The sequence below is a fragment of the Caballeronia sp. LZ003 genome (assembly GCF_031451465.1).
Lineage (GTDB): Bacteria > Pseudomonadota > Gammaproteobacteria > Burkholderiales > Burkholderiaceae > Caballeronia.
In genome coordinates, this window is the sequence record NZ_JARUXJ010000001.1 from 2,820,840 (window position 1) to 2,839,185 (window position 18,346).

At 60.6% G+C, this 18,346-nt stretch carries 23 protein-coding genes and 1 tRNA gene; 1 reads left to right on the top strand and 23 read right to left on the bottom strand.

Going from position 1 to position 18,346, the window contains the following annotated elements; translation table 11 throughout:
• Positions 1-321: 321 nt before the first annotated feature.
• The 7 genes from QCE79_RS12690 to QCE79_RS12720 all read right to left on the bottom strand — a co-directional run bounded on the left by QCE79_RS12690 (position 322) and on the right by QCE79_RS12720 (position 5,447).
• A tRNA-Thr gene (locus QCE79_RS12690) sits at positions 322-397 on the bottom strand.
• 18 nt (positions 398-415) lie between these two features.
• On the bottom strand, positions 416-925 hold the full coding sequence (locus tag QCE79_RS12695) for a ClpXP protease specificity-enhancing factor (RefSeq protein WP_250509553.1): 510 nt from the start codon (positions 923-925) through the stop codon (positions 416-418).
• A 63-nt stretch (positions 926-988) separates the two neighbouring features.
• On the bottom strand, positions 989-1,600 hold the full coding sequence (locus QCE79_RS12700; RefSeq protein WP_008344155.1) for a glutathione S-transferase N-terminal domain-containing protein: 612 nt from the start codon (positions 1,598-1,600) through the stop codon (positions 989-991).
• Positions 1,601-1,691: 91 nt separating this feature from the next.
• A complete protein-coding gene (locus QCE79_RS12705) occupies positions 1,692-2,450 on the bottom strand; it encodes a cytochrome c1 (RefSeq protein WP_244826358.1) in 759 nt (252 codons plus the stop codon).
• Positions 2,451-2,473: 23 nt separating this feature from the next.
• Positions 2,474-3,856 (bottom strand): cytochrome bc complex cytochrome b subunit, encoded by a 1,383-nt coding sequence (locus QCE79_RS12710; RefSeq protein WP_250526309.1) that lies wholly within the window; start codon positions 3,854-3,856, stop codon positions 2,474-2,476.
• Positions 3,856-4,485 (bottom strand): ubiquinol-cytochrome c reductase iron-sulfur subunit, encoded by a 630-nt coding sequence (petA, locus tag QCE79_RS12715; RefSeq protein ID WP_244828130.1) that lies wholly within the window; start codon positions 4,483-4,485, stop codon positions 3,856-3,858. The genes QCE79_RS12710 and petA overlap by 1 nt, the downstream gene beginning before the upstream one ends.
• 215 nt (positions 4,486-4,700) lie before the next feature.
• Entirely contained in the window at positions 4,701-5,447 is a 747-nt protein-coding gene (locus QCE79_RS12720) for a Nif3-like dinuclear metal center hexameric protein (protein WP_250465803.1), read from the bottom strand.
• Positions 5,448-5,467: 20 nt separating this feature from the next.
• Here QCE79_RS12720 and QCE79_RS12725 point away from each other — a divergent pair, with 20 nt between their 5' ends.
• A complete protein-coding gene (locus QCE79_RS12725; RefSeq protein ID WP_244826361.1) occupies positions 5,468-6,691 on the top strand; it encodes a S1C family serine protease in 1,224 nt (407 codons plus the stop codon).
• 95 nt (positions 6,692-6,786) lie between these two features.
• Here QCE79_RS12725 and tatC read toward each other — a convergent pair whose 3' ends face one another.
• The 16 genes from tatC to murA form a co-directional block, all read right to left on the bottom strand.
• Positions 6,787-7,563: a twin-arginine translocase subunit TatC gene (gene tatC, locus QCE79_RS12730; RefSeq protein WP_244826362.1), complete on the bottom strand. Its 777-nt coding sequence runs from the start codon at positions 7,561-7,563 to the stop codon at positions 6,787-6,789.
• Between the two features lie 44 nt (positions 7,564-7,607).
• On the bottom strand, positions 7,608-8,141 hold the full coding sequence (gene tatB / locus QCE79_RS12735) for a Sec-independent protein translocase protein TatB (protein ID WP_309844547.1): 534 nt from the start codon (positions 8,139-8,141) through the stop codon (positions 7,608-7,610).
• Positions 8,142-8,177: 36 nt separating this feature from the next.
• Positions 8,178-8,414 (bottom strand): Sec-independent protein translocase subunit TatA, encoded by a 237-nt coding sequence (gene tatA, locus QCE79_RS12740; protein ID WP_250465805.1) that lies wholly within the window; start codon positions 8,412-8,414, stop codon positions 8,178-8,180.
• A 154-nt stretch (positions 8,415-8,568) separates the two neighbouring features.
• Complete coding sequence (locus QCE79_RS12745) at positions 8,569-8,931, bottom strand: histidine triad nucleotide-binding protein (protein ID WP_250509557.1); 363 nt, start codon at positions 8,929-8,931, stop codon at positions 8,569-8,571.
• Positions 8,932-8,967: 36 nt separating this feature from the next.
• On the bottom strand, positions 8,968-9,360 hold the full coding sequence (locus QCE79_RS12750) for a hypothetical protein (RefSeq protein ID WP_244826366.1): 393 nt from the start codon (positions 9,358-9,360) through the stop codon (positions 8,968-8,970).
• A 28-nt stretch (positions 9,361-9,388) separates the two neighbouring features.
• Complete coding sequence (locus QCE79_RS12755) at positions 9,389-9,757, bottom strand: phosphoribosyl-ATP diphosphatase (protein WP_250509558.1); 369 nt, start codon at positions 9,755-9,757, stop codon at positions 9,389-9,391.
• Positions 9,754-10,158 (bottom strand): phosphoribosyl-AMP cyclohydrolase, encoded by a 405-nt coding sequence (gene hisI / locus QCE79_RS12760; RefSeq protein ID WP_309844551.1) that lies wholly within the window; start codon positions 10,156-10,158, stop codon positions 9,754-9,756. Before hisI ends, QCE79_RS12755 begins: the two co-directional genes overlap by 4 nt.
• Before the next feature lie 2 nt (positions 10,159-10,160).
• A complete protein-coding gene (gene hisF, locus QCE79_RS12765) occupies positions 10,161-10,934 on the bottom strand; it encodes an imidazole glycerol phosphate synthase subunit HisF (protein WP_309844553.1) in 774 nt (257 codons plus the stop codon).
• Positions 10,935-11,020: 86 nt separating this feature from the next.
• A complete protein-coding gene (gene hisA, locus QCE79_RS12770; RefSeq protein ID WP_244826370.1) occupies positions 11,021-11,773 on the bottom strand; it encodes a 1-(5-phosphoribosyl)-5-[(5-phosphoribosylamino)methylideneamino]imidazole-4-carboxamide isomerase in 753 nt (250 codons plus the stop codon).
• A 118-nt stretch (positions 11,774-11,891) separates the two neighbouring features.
• Positions 11,892-12,533 carry an imidazole glycerol phosphate synthase subunit HisH gene (gene hisH, locus QCE79_RS12775; RefSeq protein WP_309844557.1) on the bottom strand — a complete coding sequence of 214 codons (642 nt, stop codon included), beginning with the start codon at positions 12,531-12,533 and terminating at the stop codon, positions 11,892-11,894.
• A complete protein-coding gene (locus QCE79_RS12780; RefSeq protein WP_244826372.1) occupies positions 12,530-13,150 on the bottom strand; it encodes a MarC family protein in 621 nt (206 codons plus the stop codon). The genes hisH and QCE79_RS12780 overlap by 4 nt, the downstream gene beginning before the upstream one ends.
• Positions 13,151-13,204: 54 nt before the next feature.
• Positions 13,205-13,792 carry an imidazoleglycerol-phosphate dehydratase HisB gene (gene hisB / locus QCE79_RS12785; RefSeq protein ID WP_244826373.1) on the bottom strand — a complete coding sequence of 196 codons (588 nt, stop codon included), beginning with the start codon at positions 13,790-13,792 and terminating at the stop codon, positions 13,205-13,207.
• A 33-nt stretch (positions 13,793-13,825) separates the two neighbouring features.
• Positions 13,826-14,899: a histidinol-phosphate transaminase gene (gene hisC / locus QCE79_RS12790; RefSeq protein ID WP_244826374.1), complete on the bottom strand. Its 1,074-nt coding sequence runs from the start codon at positions 14,897-14,899 to the stop codon at positions 13,826-13,828.
• A 72-nt stretch (positions 14,900-14,971) separates the two neighbouring features.
• Positions 14,972-16,294 carry a histidinol dehydrogenase gene (gene hisD, locus QCE79_RS12795; RefSeq protein WP_309844560.1) on the bottom strand — a complete coding sequence of 441 codons (1,323 nt, stop codon included), beginning with the start codon at positions 16,292-16,294 and terminating at the stop codon, positions 14,972-14,974.
• Positions 16,295-16,341: 47 nt separating this feature from the next.
• On the bottom strand, positions 16,342-17,034 hold the full coding sequence (hisG, locus tag QCE79_RS12800) for an ATP phosphoribosyltransferase (protein WP_244826376.1): 693 nt from the start codon (positions 17,032-17,034) through the stop codon (positions 16,342-16,344).
• A complete protein-coding gene (gene murA / locus QCE79_RS12805; RefSeq protein WP_244826377.1) occupies positions 17,031-18,302 on the bottom strand; it encodes a UDP-N-acetylglucosamine 1-carboxyvinyltransferase in 1,272 nt (423 codons plus the stop codon). The genes hisG and murA overlap by 4 nt, the downstream gene beginning before the upstream one ends.
• Between the last annotated feature and the right edge of the window lie 44 nt (positions 18,303-18,346).

Genomic DNA, 18,346 nt, shown 5'->3' on the forward strand with positions numbered 1-18,346 from the left:
CTAAACGTCCCAACCCCGAAAGGTCAGAACCGCTCGCGCCATCAAGTGCCCACACTTATCGGCTGTTAGTTTTTAAAGAGCACATTCGCTAAGACTTCCCGCCAAGCGCACCAAGCATTTTGCTCAGCACCGCTTCGTCTTGCGTCGCTGCATCTGCAGCAGAGAAACGAGATTATGTACGTCGTTTCAGTTACTGTCAACAAGAATTTGAAGCTTTTCTTATTGACTTGCCTTTCAGCTTCTTCAGACCACTGCGGAACATACAACCCGCTCAAACCAAACGGGTCGTGCGGACATCGCACGACCCGTCGACGCTAGTCTTGGTGCCGGCTGCAGGACTCGAACCCGCCACCTGATGATTACAAATCAACTGCTCTACCAGATGAGCTAAGCCGGCGAAGGACGGAATTCTACTTCATTTGACGACTTTGAGGTGCGATCGCCCAGATGATTTTGAAGCATCGTCATCCGAGCTTGCCGAAACGTCGTCGCTCGACGAAGTCCCGTCGGCGTCGGACAGTTCCTCTACCGCGTCTTCCACGATACTTTCGTCTCGCTCGACCGGATGCGGCGCGGTGCTCGCGCCCGACGCGTCGATAGCCGTTTGCGATGAAGGCTCGACCGGGAACGCCATTCCCTGCCCGTTCTCTCGTGCATAGATGGCCAGCACGTTCGTAACCTGCACTTCGATCTTGTGTGACTTACCCGAGAAACGCGCGCTGAATTCGATCCATTCGTTGCCCATCTGAAGCTGGCTCGTCGCCTCGAAACTGATGTTCAGCACGATTTCGTCGTTACGCACGAACTGACGCGGCACCCGCGTGGCGCCGTCGACCCGCACCGCGATGTGTGGGGTGAACCCGTTATCCGTGCACCACTCATAGAGCGCGCGCAGCAGATACGGCTTGGTGGAAATCTCTTGCATCAACTTTCCTCTACAGGAGCGCGGCGGGCGAAATCCGCGCCGCCGCGCTCCGATGCCCGCAAACTATCGACGCATCACCTTTTCGGAAGGCGTCAGCGCTTCAATATAGGCCGGACGGCTGAAAATGCGTTCGGCGTACTTCATCAACGGCGCAGCATTCTTCGACAACTCGATGCCGTAATGGTCCAGACGCCACAACAGCGGCGCGATGGCCACGTCGAGCATCGAGAATTCTTCGCCGAGCATGTACTTGTTCTTCAGGAAAATAGGCGCGAGCTGCGTAAGACGATCGCGGATTGCACTGCGCGCCTTCTCGTGGTTCTTCTCGGCGGCTTTGCCCTTCTCGTTTTCGAGCGTGCCGACGTGCACGAACAATTCTTTCTCGAAGTTCAGCAGGAACAGGCGCGCGCGGGCGCGTTGCACCGGATCGGCCGGCATGAGCTGCGGATGCGGGAACCGTTCGTCGATATATTCGTTGATGATGTTCGATTCATACAGGATCAGGTCGCGCTCGACGAGGATCGGCACCTGACCGTATGGGTTCATGACCGCGATGTCTTCCGGCTTGTTGAACAGATCGACGTCGCGAATCTCGAAATCCATGCCCTTTTCGAACAACACCAGCCGGCAGCGCTGGGAGAACGGGCAAGTAGTGCCGGAATACAGAACCATCATGTCTTTAAAGTTCCTTCAGTAAACTCGAAAGGCCGGCCGCGACGCTTCCCGGGGAAACGCCGTCGTGCCGACCCACGCCGTCTAGGGCGCGCTATTTAATATCTTTCCAGTATGCCGCGTTCAGGCGCCATGCGAGGAAACTCAACAACGCCAGGAACAGCAGGACCCATACGCCGAGGCGCTTGCGAGTCTGCTGGGCGGGTTCGGACATCCACGAGAGGTACGAAACCAGATCGGCCACAGCATTATCATAATCCACGGAGGACATGGAACCCGGGCTAACCTGAGTGTAACCCACGAATCTCTTTACCTTTTCGCCGGTGTGCTCGTCGGTTTCGGTTTCGAATTTTGCATCGCGGATACCCTGCATCGTCCACAGCACATGCGGCATGCCGACATTCTCATACACGCGATTGTTCCAGCCGGTCGGCCGCGCCGGATCGCGATAAAACCCCCGCAAGTACGTGTACAACCAGTCCTTGCCACGCGCCCGCGCTTCAACCGACAGGTCCGGCGGCGATGCGCCGAACCACGCTTTCGCGTCTTCCGGGCGCATTGCAATGGACATCGTGTTGCCGATCTTGTCTGTCGAAAACAGCAGATTTTCCTGAACGTCCTGTGGCGTGATGCCGAGGTCGGTCAGCCGGTTGTACCGCATCAGATTGGCGCTATGGCAATTCAGGCAGTAGTTTACAAAGATTTGGGCGCCGTGCTGCAACGAAGCAAAATTGTCCGCGTTATCGGGCGCGCGGTCGAGCACCGCTTCTTCCTGCGCGTACGCCGGCGCACTCGCGCCGAACGCGAACATTGCCGCGCCGATGATTGCCAGGGAACCGAGCCATTTTTTCATTGTGTTTGTCTCCGGACGAGTGCTCAGTGAGGTTTGAAAGTCACTCGCTCGGGCGGCGTCTTGAATCTGCCGCGCGGCGTCCAGAACGGCATGCCGAGGAAAAACGCGAAGTAGATCAGCGCGCAGACCTGCGCGATCAGCGTCCCCACCGGTGACGGCGGCCTCGTTCCCAAGAAGCCCAGCACCAGGAACACGACCACGAAAATGCCGTAGAACACTTTATGGAAAAACGGCCGGTAGCGAATGGACCTCACCGGACTGCGATCGAGCCAGGGCAGGAAAAAGAGCGATACGACCGCCGTGCCCATGACCACCACGCCCCAGAATTTCGACTCCGTCAGCGCCATGAAGACGATCACCGCGAGCGAGAGCACCGGCAAGCCGATCCGCCATTTGCCGCGCGCGCGTAACAGCGCAAAGAGGCCAAGCAGCGCGATGATGACCATCAGCACGATCTTGAACGGATCGGTGGTGGCGCGAAGCATCGCGTAGAAAGCCGTGAAGTACCAGACTGGCGCGATTTCAGGCGGCGTCTGCAACGGATTGGCCGGCACGAAGTTATTCGCTTCCAAAAAGTAGCCGCCCATCTCCGGCGCGAAGAAAATGATCGCCGCGAAGATCAGAAGGAAGACCGACACGCCCAGGAAGTCGTGCACCGAATAGTACGGATGGAACGGAATGCCATCGATAGGAATGCCGTTCGCGTCCTTCTTCGCCTTGATCTCGATGCCGTCCGGGTTGTTCGAGCCGACTTCGTGCAGCGCGACCAGATGCGCCACGACGAGGCCAATCAGCACGAGCGGAATCGCGATCACATGGAACGCGAAGAACCGGTTCAGCGTGACGTCCGACACGACGTAATCGCCGCGAATCCAGAGCGACAGATCCGGGCCGATGAAGGGAATCGCCGAGAACAGATTCACGATCACCTGCGCGCCCCAGAACGACATCTGCCCCCACGGCAGAAGATAGCCAAAGAACGCCTCGGCCATGAGGCACAGGAAAATTGCGCAGCCGAAAATCCACACCAGTTCGCGCGGCTTGCGATACGAGCCGTACATCAGCCCGCGAAACATGTGCAGATAGACGACGACGAAGAACATCGAAGCGCCTGTCGAATGCATGTAGCGAATGAGCCAGCCCCACGGCACCTCGCGCATGATGTATTCGACCGATGCGAACGCGAGCGTCGCATCGGGCTTGTAGTTCATGACGAGAAAGATGCCCGTGACGATCTGAAGCACGAGCACGAGCAGCGCGAGCGAGCCGAAGAAGTACCAGAAGTTGAAGTTCTTCGGCGCGTAGTACTCGGAAACGTGCTGCTTCCACGTCGCGGTGAGCGGAAAGCGCCGGTCGATCCAGCCGATCAGGCCCGTCGTCTCCACATCCTTGTCTGCGGTCGCCATTAAGCCTCTCCCTTTTCGTCCTTGCCGATCACGAGTTGCGTCGCGGAAGTGAACATGTACGGAGGCACGTCCAGATTCTGCGGCGCGGGCTTGTTCTTGAAGACGCGGCCCGCCATGTCATAGGTCGAGCCGTGGCACGGGCAGAGAAAACCGCCGGGCCAGTTATCGGGAAGATTGGGTTGGGCGCCTTCGGTGAAACGCGGGGTCGGCGTGCAGCCCAGATGCGTGCACACGGCCACCGCCACGAAAATGTTCTTGTGATCGGTGCGGGAACGGAACTCGTTGTTGCAGTACTCCGGCAACGGCATCGAGAATTCCATCTTCGATTTCGGATCGGCCACTTCGGTGTCGGCTTTCTTGACGTCCGAAAGCATCTCGTCGGTGCGGTTGACGATCCACACAGGCTTGCCGCGCCATGCGACGGTCATCATTTCGCCGGGCTTGAGTCCGCTGATATCGACCTCGACCGGCGCGCCTGCCGCCTTCGCCTTTTCCGACGGAGCGAACGACCCTACAAACGGAATTACTGTTGCTACACCTCCGACACCACCTGCTACGGTCGTCGCTATCAGCCAGGTACGGCGGCTACCGTCAACGCGCCCATCGTGCTTATCGTCCTTGTCTCGCATCACACGCCCCACTTCTGAGTTGGATTTATACCGTCACATCAGTGTTCCGTCGCTAGTGTGCGCGAATGGAGTTGGCATTTACAAGGCCCGAATAGGAAAAATCACTCCAAGTGATTGTTCTTTCCGGGTTTTCCCGCACGTTTTCGCGCCATCTTGTGAAGCAATCATTTAAGGCAACTGCAAGGCCGATTAAAACGATAATCGGCGCAAAACATTTATACCGGATTGTCGATATCGATAAACACATGCTCGATGTCGAATTCTTCCGACAGGTGATTACCCAGCGCCTGGACGCCGTAGCGCTCGGTCGCGTGATGGCCCGCCGCGATGTAGGCCACGCCCGATTCCGCCGCAATGTGCATGGTCTGCTCGGAGACTTCGCCGCTGACGTAGACATCCGCGCCCGCCGCAATGGCTTCTTCGAAGTATCCTTGCGCGCCGCCCGTGCACCACGCGACGCGACGCAGTTCGCGGTCCGAATCGCCGAATACGAGCGGCTTGCGGCCGAGCGCGTTTTCGACCGTTGCAGTGAAATGTTCGAGCGAAAGCGGCATGGTAAGCGGCGCGATCCACCCGAGATCCTGGCCTGCAAAACGGCCGTCCGCGATTAAGCCAAGGCGCGCGCCGAGTTGCGCGTTGTTGCCGAACTCCGGATGCGAATCGAGCGGCAAATGGTAGGCAAACAGGTTGATATCGTTGGCGATAAGCGTGCGGATTCGCTGATACTTGCGCCCCGTCAACTGCGGCGCCTCATTGCGCCAGAAGTAGCCGTGATGCACGAGTACCGTGTCCGCGCCCCACTCGAGCGCGGCTTCGAGAAAGGCGAGCGAGGCCGTCACGCCGGTTGCGATCTTCTGAACCCGGCGCGCGCCTTCCACCTGTAGACCGTTCGGGCAATAGTCCTTGAAGCGGCCGATTTCCAGCAGATTGTTCAGATACAATTCGAGTTCGATCCGATCCATGAATTCCTCTATCCCTTCAAATGCTTAGACGCTTCTGGCTATTTTTTGCCCAAGCGGTCACCGTGATTTTGGCCCTGATGTTCATCATCGCGACCTTGAAACCGCAGTGGCTTCAACGTCAGGGCCAATTCGGCAAGCAACTCGCCGAACCAATAGTCGCGCTGCAGGAAGTGGCGCCGAGCATAGGCTCGCGACCGCTTCAATCTTCCTATGCCGAAGGCGCGCAAAAGGCCATGCCCGCTGTGGTCAACGTCTTTTCCAGCAAGGACGGCAATCTGCCGCCGGACCCGCGCGCCAAAGACCCGCTGTTCCGCTACTTCTTCGGCGATAAAAACAAGCGCAAGAGCGACGAGCCGCCAGCGTCGAATCTCGGCTCGGGTGTCATCGTCAGCTCGGAAGGTTACATTCTAACGAACCAGCATGTCGTCGATGGCGCCGATCAAATCGAAGTTGCGCTTGCCGACGGCCGCACGTCCAGCGCGAAGGTAATCGGCGTCGATCCGGAAACCGATCTTGCCGTGCTCAAGATCAACATGACGAATCTGCCGACCATCACGCTCGGCCGCATGGACCAAACGCGCGTCGGCGATGTCGTGCTGGCTATCGGCAATCCGTTCGGCGTCGGGCAGACGGTAACCATGGGCATTGTGAGCGCGCTCGGGCGCAATCACCTCGGCATCAACACGTTCGAGAACTTCATTCAGACCGACGCGGCAATCAACCCCGGCAACTCGGGCGGCGCGCTCGTCGACGTGAACGGCAATCTGCTCGGCATCAACACGGCGATTTATTCGCGCAGCGGCGGCTCACTGGGAATCGGCTTTGCGATCCCGGTGTCGACGGCGCGCAGCGTGCTCGAGAGCATCATCACGACGGGCACGGTCACGCGCGGCTGGATTGGCGTGGAGCCGCAGGACGTGACGCCGGAGATCGCGGAATCGTTCGGGCTCGACCAAAAATCTGGCGCCATCGTGGCCGGGGTGCTGCAAGGCGGCCCGGCGGACAAGGCAGGCATCAAGCCGGGCGACATTCTCGTCAGCATCAACGACGACACCATCACCGACACCACGCGCCTTCTGAACGTGGTCGCGCAGATCAAACCGGGCACGTCGGTGAAGGTTCATTTAATGCGCAAGAACAAGGAACTCGATATCAACGTGACTATCGGAAAGCGCCCGGCTCAACCGCGCGCGCCACAGTTACCGGAAGACGAGGATCAAGGAAACGATCAGGGCGACGAATAAACTCGGTTCTCCGTTGAAAACAAAAAGGCAGCTTCGGTAATCGAAGCTGCCTTTTTGCGCATCCGACATTTCACTGCCGCGGCAATACGCCGCACCTACTCGGCCGTTGCCTCTTCGCTTTTGATTGGCTGCTTTCCAACCACCAGCCGCGCCGCAATAATCCCCGCTTCGTAAAGAATGATGAGCGGAATGGCCAGGATCAGCTGCGAGAAAACGTCTGGCGGGGTAACGACCGCCGAAATGACGAACGCGCCGACAATCACATACGGGCGAATCTGCTTGAGCTTCTGAATGGACACGACACCCATGCGCGCCAGCAACACGACGACGATCGGCACTTCGAACGTTACGCCGAATGCGAGGAACATCGTGAGCACGAAGCTCAGGTAGTTGTCGATATCCGTGGTCATCTCCGCACCGAGCGGCGCGTTGTAATGCGCCATCACGCGAAAGATAGTCGGAAACACGACGAAATACGCGAAAGCCATGCCGCAAAGAAAGAGCGCGTAGCTGCTGAACACGAGCGGCGCGACGAGCTTCTTCTCGTGCTGGTACAAACCCGGCGCCACGAACGCCCAAAGCTGATACAGCACAAGCGGCAGCGCGATGACGAAGGCGACGAGCATGGTCACCTTCATGGGCACGAAGAACGAGCCGGTCACGTCGGTGACGATCATCTTGCCGTCGGCCGGCAGGTTCTGCATCAGCGGCCGGGCCAGTAACTTGAAGATGTCCGGCGCCCAATACACCAGCGATACGAACACCACGATAACCGAAGCGCCCGCTTTGATGATGCGGTCACGCAATTCGACCAGATGCGAAATGAACGTCTCTTCGACGGGCTCGTCTTTATTTTGTAGCGGGTCGCTCACGCCGGCCCTCGGTATGGATCATCGATGAAAGGAAGTGGCCCGGATCAAAAAAACCGGGTCGGGCGGCGCAAGGTTTCGGGCGTGTGGCGCGCAACGCGAGCCGCGCCAGATTGAACCCGCGTGCGGCGCAGATTCGTTCGCTTGTACCAGTTGGGGACGGCGCTTTGTTTGACGCGCCAGTTCTTGCGCGCGGCGCGGATGCCCGATGTGCGCATCCACGGTTTGTCCGTGACCGCCGCGCTGCCGCCGATCGCCTCGGCCTCTTCTCTCGCGACACTCGGCGACACGGACGTGCCCTGACTCCACGCGTCGTTCAATTCGGCTTCGTGGCGCTTCAGGTTGTCGTGAATCGACGTTTCGACGTTCGACGCAGCGGTTTCGAAGTCAGTGCGCATCTTCTTCAGCTCGTCGAGTTCCATCTCGCGCGCCACTTCGGATTTGACGTCGTTGATATAGCGCTGCGCGCGCCCGAACAATGCGCCGGCCGTGCGCGCAACCCCGGGCAGGCGCTCAGGCCCGAGCACCACGAGCGCCACGACGCCGATCAGCGCCATTTTGGTCAGACCGAGATCGAGCATTGAAGAGTAAGTGAAAGATTGCGGTCGATGACCGGATTAGCGATAGTCGCCCGAACGGGTCTTGTCCTTCGCTTCCACGTCAACCGCACCGTTGCGCGGCAGTTCGCGCGGATCGGTGGTCGAAGCCGGCTGCTCACCGTCGCGCATGCCTTCCTTGAAGCCCTTGACCGCGCCGCCCAAATCGCCACCGATGTTGCGCAGTTTCTTCGTGCCGAAGACGAGCGCCACGATCAAAAGGACGATCAACCAATGCCAAATGCTCAACGAACCCATGAATGAAAATCTCCGTAATTCCGCCGCAACGGCTTTGTGCGAACGGAAGATCGGCCTTGCGGCCCGCGCCGAAAAAGTCACTTCGGCTATGAATACCGATTCTGCGCGTCCAATATTGCATTGGAAAGGCGTTTGCCGACAAAATTTGCGGTTTTCAGCCCATCCGGCGCCACGGACGCTCTCCTGCCAGCAAATGCGCGTGGATGTGATAAACCTCCTGTCCACCGCCCGGCCCCGTGTTGATCACCGTCCGGAATCCCGTCTCGCCGCCCGTGTAGGAGACGCCGAGATCTTTTGCCAGACGACCAACGAGACTTACCATTCTACCAAGCAGCGGCGCGTCGCTTTCCGTGCAGTGCGACAGCGTTTCGATGTGCTTCCGGGGAATGACGAGCACGTGAACCGGCGCGGCCGGATTGATGTCGTTGAAGGCGACGAACTCGTCGTCCTCATAGAGCTTCGTGCTTGGCAGTTGTCCTGACGCAATCTTGCAGAAAATGCAGTTGTCTTGGCTCATGAAATTCCCGTGTCTCCTGTTGCCAGGTGTTGCCGTTCAAAACCACGCGCGTGGGTCGAACGTTTTTCCTTCATAAAGATACAGCCAACCTTTGATGACACGATAAAGCGTCCAGATGCCGACCGCGAAAAGAATCACGAAGCCGATCCCGACGAAAATGAGCGCCGCGCCGACCAGATGTCCGAGGACAGCCCACCAGAACGTGCGGATCTGCCAGGTGAAATGGGCTTCGTAAGGCGTTCCGACGGTATCGCCGCGTTTCAGATAATTGATGATGATCGCGACAAGCACGGTCAACCCGCCCGTCAGCCAATAGAGCGCGTAGAGCGCATACAAAACATGCGTAAGCGTCTTGAGGCTGCTCAGCCGCTGCGGGTCGAGCTGATTCTGATACACCGGCGGCGGGTACTGTTCGTGAGGCGTATTCACGGGGCCCTCCTTCGCAATGGGCGTCTCGTTAGCTGCCGTTCTGCTCGCGCTCGCGCGTTTTGCGCAGCGCTTTTTCTTCGATACCCGACAAACCTTCGCGCCGTTCCAACTCGGCGATCACGTCGGCGGGGCTCAGGTCGAAATGCGACAGCATCACGAGACAATGGAACCACAGGTCGGCGACTTCCCCGACGAGCGCTTTCGGCGCGCCGCCGTGGCGCGCATCCTTCGCGGCGAGCACGACTTCCGTCGCTTCCTCGCCGATCTTCTTCAGGATCGCGTCGTCACCTTTATGAAAGAGTCGCGAAACGTAGGATTGTTCCGGATCGCCGCCTTTTCGACCGTCGATAACCGCGGCGAGGCGCAGCAGCGTGTCCTGCGTGGTGGCTTGCGTCATTTGTAAATACTTTCGGGGTCGTTCAGAACCGGCTCGACCGCGACCCACGCGCCGTCTTGCGCCGTTCCTTCGAATTTCTGGAAAAAGCAGGAATGACGGCCGGTGTGGCACGCGATCCCCGATACCTGTTCGACTTTGAGCAGCACGACGTCTTCGTCGCAATCGAGCCGCACTTCGTGCACATGCTGAACGTGCCCCGATTCCTCGCCCTTGAACCACAGGCGCTGACGCGAACGCGAAAAATAGACGGCGCGCTTCAGTTCGATGGTTTTGGCGAGCGCCTCGCGATTCATCCAGGCGAACATGAGCACGTCGTTGCTCGACGCTTCCTGCGCGATCACCGGCACGAGGCCGTTCGCGTCCCAGTTCACCTTGTCGAGCCAGTCGGCTTGATCCGTCACCGTCAATTCCTCACCGAAATGCCTTGGTCGGCCATGAAGCGCTTGGCTTCGCCGACCGTGTGTTCGCCATAGTGAAAAATGCTCGCGGCCAGAACGGCGTCGGCGCGGCCTTCCGTGATGCCATCCGCCAGATGCTTGAGCGTACCGACGCCGCCCGAAGCGATCACCGGCACGGGCACGGCGTCCGACACGGCGCGCGTGAGCGCGAGGTCGAAGCCGGACTTGGTGCCGTCGCGATCCATGCTGGTCAACAGAATTTCGCCCGCGCCGAATTCGGCCATCTTGCGCGCCCATTCGATCGCGTCGATGCCTGTTGCCTTGCGCCCGCCGTGCGTGAACACTTCCCAGCGGGGCGGCTCGCCATCGGCGGAAACGCGCTTGGCGTCGATGGCAACGACGATGCATTGCGAACCGTGCTTGTCGGATGCATCGCGTACGAGTTGCGGATTCGCCACCGCCGACGAATTCATGCTGATCTTGTCCGCGCCGGCGTTGAGCAGGCGCCGCACGTCTTCGACGGCGCGCACGCCGCCACCGACGGTCAGCGGAATGAACACCTGTGACGCGACCGATTCGATGATCGGCAAAATGAGGTCGCGCTGGTCGGAAGTCGCGGTGATGTCGAGGAACGTGAGTTCGTCCGCGCCTTGGTCGTCGTAACGTCGCGCGATCTCCACGGGATCGCCCGCGTCGCGCAGTTCGACGAAGTTGACCCCTTTGACGACGCGCCCGGCGGTCACGTCGAGACAGGGGATGATGCGTTTAGCGAGAGCCATGTTCCGCCACTGCAGGTCCAAAACGAATGAAGGGCGGCAAGAGCCGCCGCCCGGCGTGCTGCAACGTGCTCGCGCCCGAAAGAGCCTCAGGCGCCGTCCGCTTCGCGCAACGCATCCGCGCGCGTTTGCGCGGAAGTGAAGTCCAGGTCGCCGGAATAGATGGCGCGACCGCAGATCACGCCTTCGATGCCTTCACCCTCGACTTCGCAGAGCGACTCGATGTCCGCGATGCTCGACAGGCCGCCGCTCGCGATCACGGGAATCTTCACGGCTTGCGCGAGCCGCACGGTGGCGTCGATATTGATGCCCTGAAGCATGCCGTCGCGCCCGATGTCCGTGTAGATGATCGACTCGCAGCCGTAGTCTTCGAACTTGCGCCCGAGATCCACTACTTCGTGGCCGGTCAGTTTGCTCCAGCCGTCGGTGGCGACTTTGCCGTCCTTGGCGTCGAGCCCGACGATGATATGCCCCCCGAACGCGCTGCACGCATCCTGCAGGAAGCCGGGATTCTTCACCGCCGCCGTGCCGATGATGACGAACGAGAGACCGTCGTCGAGATAGCGCTCGATGGTGTTCAGGTCGCGAATGCCGCCGCCTAGTTGCACTGGAATCTCGCTACCCACTTCGTCGATGATTGCGCGGATAGCGTCGCCGTTCCTCGGCTTGCCCGCGAAGGCGCCGTTCAGATCGACGAGGTGTAGTCTGCGCGCCCCTCGGTCGACCCAGTGCCGGGCCATTGCCGCCGGATCTTCTGAAAAAATGGTCGCCTGGTCCATATCGCCTTGTTTGAGGCGCACGCACTGACCGTCTTTGAGATCGATGGCCGGAATGAGCAGCATAGGTATCGCGTATTTTCTGGATTGAGTTGATCGAAACGGCCGCGCGTGAGGTCTCGGTGCCTTACAGCGGGCCGCTTCGCTAGTGTAGTACAAGTATTGCAACGCCCGGTTGCGCGCTTTACGGGTTCCAGTGAACGAAGTTGCGATACAGCCGCAAGCCCGCGTCGGCGCTCTTCTCGGGGTGGAATTGCGTGGCGAAGATGTTGTCGCGCGCCACCGCCGATGTGAACGCGGAACCATAAACGGTTTCGCCCGAAGTGTGCGCCGGGTTGTCCGGCACGACGTAGTAACTATGCACGAAGTAGAAGAACGCGCCATCCGCGACCCCGTCCCACACCGGATGCGCTTGCGTCTGACGCACGCGATTCCAGCCCATTTGCGGGACCTTGAAGCGCGAGCCGTCGTCCTGCAACTGGCCTTCGAGTTGAAAGCGCACGACCTTGCCGGGGAAAAGCCCGAGGCCCTTCGTGTCGCCTTCTTCGCTCCAGTCGAACAGCATCTGTTCGCCGACGCAAACGCCGAGCATCGGCTTGTTGCGCGACGCTTCGATCACCGCATCCTGCAAGCCCGACGCGCCCAGATGGCCCATGCAATCGCGCATCGCGCCTTGACCCGGCAGCACGATACGATCCGCCGCGCGAATGGCCTCGGGCTGATCGACGATCGCCACGTCGGCGTCGGGCGCGGCCCTCTTAAGCGCCTGATACACCGAGCGCAGGTTGCCCATTCCGTAATCAACAATCGCTATCGAAGTTTTCATTTCAAAGATGGCATCAAGGCCTTCAACCCGTTGACGATGAACTCCACCGCCAGCGCGGACAACATCAAACCCATGAGACGCGTGCCGATATTGATACCCGTGCGCCCGACCCAGCGCGCGATCGGCTCGGCCAGATTCAACGCGCCGAAACACAACGCCGCGATGATCGCGCCCAGCACGACGAGCCCGAAGCGGTCGTACCAGTGCTGCGCATTTGCAGCATAGACGATCACGGTGCTGATCGATCCCGGCCCGGTGAGCAGCGGAATCGCGAGCGGCACAACGGCAACGCTATTGCGCTCCTCGGCTTCCATGCGCTCTTCGACGGTCGAGCGCGCGTTGCCGACTTGCGCGTTCAACATGCTGATCGCCATGAGCAGCATGATGATCCCGCCGCCGACTTCGAACGAGCCGACCGAAATGCCGAAGAACGCGATGATCTGCTGCCCGAGCAGCGCGGTGATCGCGATTACGCAGAACACCGAGATCGATGCCACGCGGATGGTATTGCGCTTTTCGAGATCGGATTGTTGCGCGGTCAGGCTAAGAAAAAACGGTATCGCGCCGACCGGATTGATCAGCGCGAGCAAGGATATGAACGACTTGAAGAGATCCATCGCGGGCGAGCCTTTCGTGCGCGACGCATTGCTGCGTCGCTTGGAACGGGCTGATCAGAGACTGCCTTTGGTGGAGGGAATTTGTCCTGCGGCGCGTTCGTCGGCTTCGACGGCCATGCGCAACGCGCGGCCGAACGCCTTGAACACGGTCTCGACTTGATGATGCGCGTTGATGCCGCGCAGATTGTCGATGTGCAGTGTCACGCCCGCGTGATTCACGAAGCCACGGAAAAATTCGATGGTGAGATCGACATCGAACGTACCGATGCGCGCGCGCGTAAACGGCACATGGAATTCGAGCCCCGGACGGCCGGAGAAATCGATCACGACGCGCGACAGCGCTTCATCGAGCGGAACATACGAGTGGCCATAACGGCGAATGCCCTTGCGGTCGCCAATGGCTTTCGCCACCGCCTGACCCAGCGTGATACCGGTGTCTTCGACGGTGTGGTGATCGTCGATATGGAGGTCGCCATGCGCTTCGACTTCGAGATCGAACAGGCCGTGTCGCGCGATCTGATCGAGCATGTGATCCAGAAACGGCACGCCGGTGGCGAGCTTCTGCTTGCCGGTGCCGTCCAGATCGAGCTTCACACGGATCTGCGTTTCGCTGGTGTTGCGAACGACTTCCGCAATGCGCATGGTGTTTCCTTGAGGCTTTCGAAGAGTGGGGATTTAGTTGAGCGCGAGCTTTTTGAGCGCCGCGACCATGTGCGCGTTTTCCTCGGCCGTGCCGACCGTCAAACGCACGCAATTTGCCAGCAAAGCATGCATTTTACTCACGTTTTTGACGAGAACCCGCGAAGTCAGCAGGGTTTCGAACGCGACGGCGGCATCCGGCACGCGCACGAGCAGAAAGTTGCCCGCGCTCGGATACACCGTCATGCCGGGCAGCGCGGCGACTTCGCGCGCGAGCACGGCGCGCTGCGCGCGCAGATCGGCGGCCTGGGCGTCGAGGACATCGAGATGATCCAGCAGGAAATCAGCGGTTGCCTGCGTTAGCACGTTGATGTTGTACGGCGGGCGCACCTTGTCGAATTGCATGGTCCACGCGGGCAGACCGACCAGATAACCGAGCCGGATGCCCGCAAGTCCGAGCTTCGACACCGTGCGCATGACGACCACGTTGTCGTACTCGGCCGCGCGCGGCAGCCACGTCTTTTCCGCGAACGGCTGATAAGCCTCGTCGATGACCACGAGACTCTTCTTCGCCGACGCGATCACGCGCTCGATGTCGGCATCGGCGTAAAGCGTTCCGGTCGGATTGTTCGGGTACGCGAGATAAACGAGCGCGGGCTGATGTTCGTCGATAGCCGCGATGAGCGCGTTTGCGTCTAGCGTAAAGTCCGCGTTGAGCGGCACGCCGATGAATTCGAGCTGCGCGAACTTCGCCGACATCTGATACATCACGAAGCCCGGCACCGGCGCCACGACTTTCGCGCCGGGCGTGGCGCACGCCATCGACATCATGCTGATCAGTTCGTCCGAGCCGTTGCCGAGCAGCACGTCACAGGCTTCCGGCACCTTCATTGCACGCTTGATCTTGGCGAGCAGATCCGCCGGACGCGGCGATGGATAACGGTTCAGCGCCACGCCCGCGAGATGTTCGCCAAGACGCTTGGCGAGATCGGCGGGCAAGGAGTACGGGTTTTCCATCGCGTCGAGCTTGATCAAGCCCGTGGAATCGGCCACGGGATAGCTCGTCATGGAAAGGACGTCGGGACGCAGGATGTCTTGAGGTGTGGTCATGATGTCGCCGACGTCTTTGCGCCGGACATATGGCGGCTCTCAGGCCGCCTTGGTCGTCTAAGCCGGCCAGATTCAGCCGACGTTTTTCATCCGATACTCCGCGCTCTTCGCATGCGCTTGCAAGCCTTCGCCGTAAGCCAGTTCCGCCGCGATCTCGCCGAGCGTCTGCGCGCCTTCCGCGCTCACTTCGATCACACTCGAACGCTTCATGAAATCGTACACGCCGAGCGGCGACGAGAAGCGCGCCGTGCGTGAAGTCGGCAACACGTGGTTCGGGCCCGCGCAGTAATCGCCGAGGCTTTCGCTCGTGTAGCGGCCGAGGAACATGGCGCCCGCGTTGTGGATCTGCGCAGCCCACTGATGCGGATCGAGCGCCGAAATCTCCAGATGCTCGGGCGCGATATCGTTCGCGATCGCGCACGCTTCGGCCATGTCCTTCACCTTGATGAGCGCGCCGCGGTCTTCAAGCGAGCGCTGAATGACTTCGCGGCGCGGCATGGCCGGCAGCAATTCGACGATGGCTTCTTCGACGCGCCGAATGAACGTCGCGTCCGGACACAGCAGAATGGATTGCGCGAGTTCGTCGTGTTCGGCTTGCGAGAACAGGTCCATCGCGACCCAGCGCGGGTCGGTGGTGGCGTCGCAGATGACGAGGATCTCGGACGGCCCGGCGATCATGTCGATACCGACCGTGCCGAACACGCGCCGCTTCGCCGATGCGACATACGCGTTGCCCGGCCCGCAGATCTTGTCGACCGCCGGCACGGATTCGGTCCCGTACGCCAGCGCGCCAACCGCCTGCGCCCCGCCGATGGTGAACACGCGGTCCACGCCGCCGAGCAGCGCCGCCGCGAGCACGAGCGGGTTCTTGACGCCATCGGGCGTCGGCACGACCATCACGATTTCCTTGACGCCCGCGACGCGCGCCGGAATGGCGTTCATCAGCACGGACGACGGATACGCCGCCTTCCCGCCCGGCACGTAGATGCCCGCGCGATCGATCGGCGTCACCTTCTGGCCGAGCACCGTGCCGTCGGCTTCGGTGTAATGCCAGCTATGACTGCCGCATTCGATGCGTTGCTTCTCGTGATATCCGCGCACGCGAGCAGCCGCTGCTTCGAGCGCCGCGCGACGTTTCGGCTCCAGCCCTTCCAGCGCGGCTTCGAGTTCCGCCACGGGCAATTCGAGCGCCGCGACGCTGTGCGCCTTCAGACGATCGAACTGGTTGGTGTAGTCGAGCACGGCGGCGTCGCCGCGCGCTTTGACATCCGCGAGAATTTGCGCGACCGAGCGCTCTATTGCTTCGTCCTCGCTCGCCTCGAATGCGAGAACCGCGCGCAAAGCTTTCTGAAAACCGTCGGTGCTGGAATCGAGTTTGCGAATCTTGATAGACATGCTGGTTTTCCGTTTGCTGTGGCTCGCCGCGCGACTACGCGGCTGCCCTAATTATCCGTTCCTGCCGATGCGCGCTCGAAAGCGTCGAGATACGGCTTGAGCGCCGCGCGCTTCAGCTTGAGCGCGGCCTGATTCACGACGAGGCGCGACGAAATCTGCATGATCTCTTCAACCTCGACCAGATTATTCGCCCGCAGCGTGCCGCCCGAACTGACGAGATCGACGATGGCATCGGCCAGACCGACGAGCGGCGCCAGTTCCATCGAACCGTAAAGCTTGATCAGATCGACGTGCACGCCCTTCGCCGCAAAATGCTCACGCGCGGTTTCCGTGTACTTCGTCGCGACACGCAGACGCGCGCCCTGACGCACCGCGTTCGCGTAATCGAAGCCAGCTTTCACGGCCACCGACATCCGGCAGCGCGCAATGTTCAGATCAACCGGCTGATACAGCCCGCTTCCGCCATGCTCGATCAACACGTCCTTGCCCGCCACGCCGAAATCGGCCGCGCCGTATTCGACGTAGGTAGGAACGTCGGTGGCGCGCACGATGATCACGCGCAAGTTCGGATTCGTCGTCGGCAAAATGAGCTTGCGCGAGCTTTCCGGATCTTCCACGACCTCCACGCCGGCAGCGGCGAGCAGCGGCACCGTCTCCTCGAAGATACGCCCTTTCGACAGCGCGAGCGTCAGCGGCGCATTGGCGGCAAGCGAGGACGACGTCTGCGGCAACGAACTCATTGTTCGCTCCCGCTGCCCTTGATACGGCTCACCCGCGCGCCGACCGCCGTCAGCTTCGACTCCATGCGGTCGTAGCCACGATCCAGGTGATAGATGCGGTCGATGAGCGTTTCGCCATCGGCGCACATTGCCGCGATCACGAGACTTGCCGACGCGCGCAGATCGGTCGCCATGACCTTCGCGCCCGACAGCATGTCCACGCCCGAGACGAGCGCCGTGTTGCCGTCGATGGTAATGCTCGCGCCAAGCCGGTTCAGTTCCTGCACGTGCATGAAGCGGTTTTCGAAGATCGTCTCGACGACTTGCGACGTGCCCTTGGCAATAGTGTTCAGCGCCATGAATTGCGCCTGCATGTCAGTGGGGAACGCCGGATATTCGGACGTGCGGATGTTGACCGCTTCGGGGCGCTTGTTCATGCGCACGCGCATCCAGTCGTCGCCTTCCTCGATGCTCACGCCTGCTTCGCGCAGCTTGGCGGTGACGGCATCGAGCAGCGACGGCGTGACGTTGCGCAGCGTGACATCGCCGCCCGCGGCCGCGACCGCGCACAGGAACGTGCCCGCTTCGATACGGTCCGGCACCACGCTATGCTTCGCGCCGTGCAGCTTCTCGACGCCCTCGATGACGAGCCGATCCGTGCCGATGCCATCGATCTTCGCGCCCATCTTCACGAGCAAATGCGCGAGGTCGGTAACTTCCGGCTCGCGCGCGGCATTTTCGATGACCGTCTCGCCGTCCGCAAGCACTGCCGCCATCAGCAGATTTTCGGTGCCGGTGACGGTAATCATGTCGGTGACGATGCGCGCGCCCTTCAGACGCTTCGCGCGCGCTTCGATGAAGCCGTGCTCGATATTGATCTCGGCGCCCATCGCCTGCAGACCCTTGATGTGCTGATCGACCGGACGCGCGCCGATTGCGCAGCCGCCGGGCAACGACACCTTCGCCTCGCCGAAGCGCGCGACGAGCGGACCGAGCACGAGGATCGACGCGCGCATGGTCTTGACCATTTCGTACGGCGCGACGAGGTTGTCTACTTTCGATGCGTTGAGCGTCACGCGGCCATCGCTCGACGCTTCGGAGTGCACGCCCATCTGGCGCAGCAATTTGAGCTTCGTGCGCGTGTCCTGCAAATTCGGCACATTCGACAGATGGACGTCGTCGGCCGTGAGAAGGCTTGCGCACAGAATCGGCAGAGCCGCGTTCTTCGCGCCCGATACGGTGATTTCGCCGGAGAGCTTCGCGCCCCCCGTGATGACCAGTTTATCCATGATGACGTGTCCTTCGACCGAGCGTCCTGCTGCGGAGCCGCTTT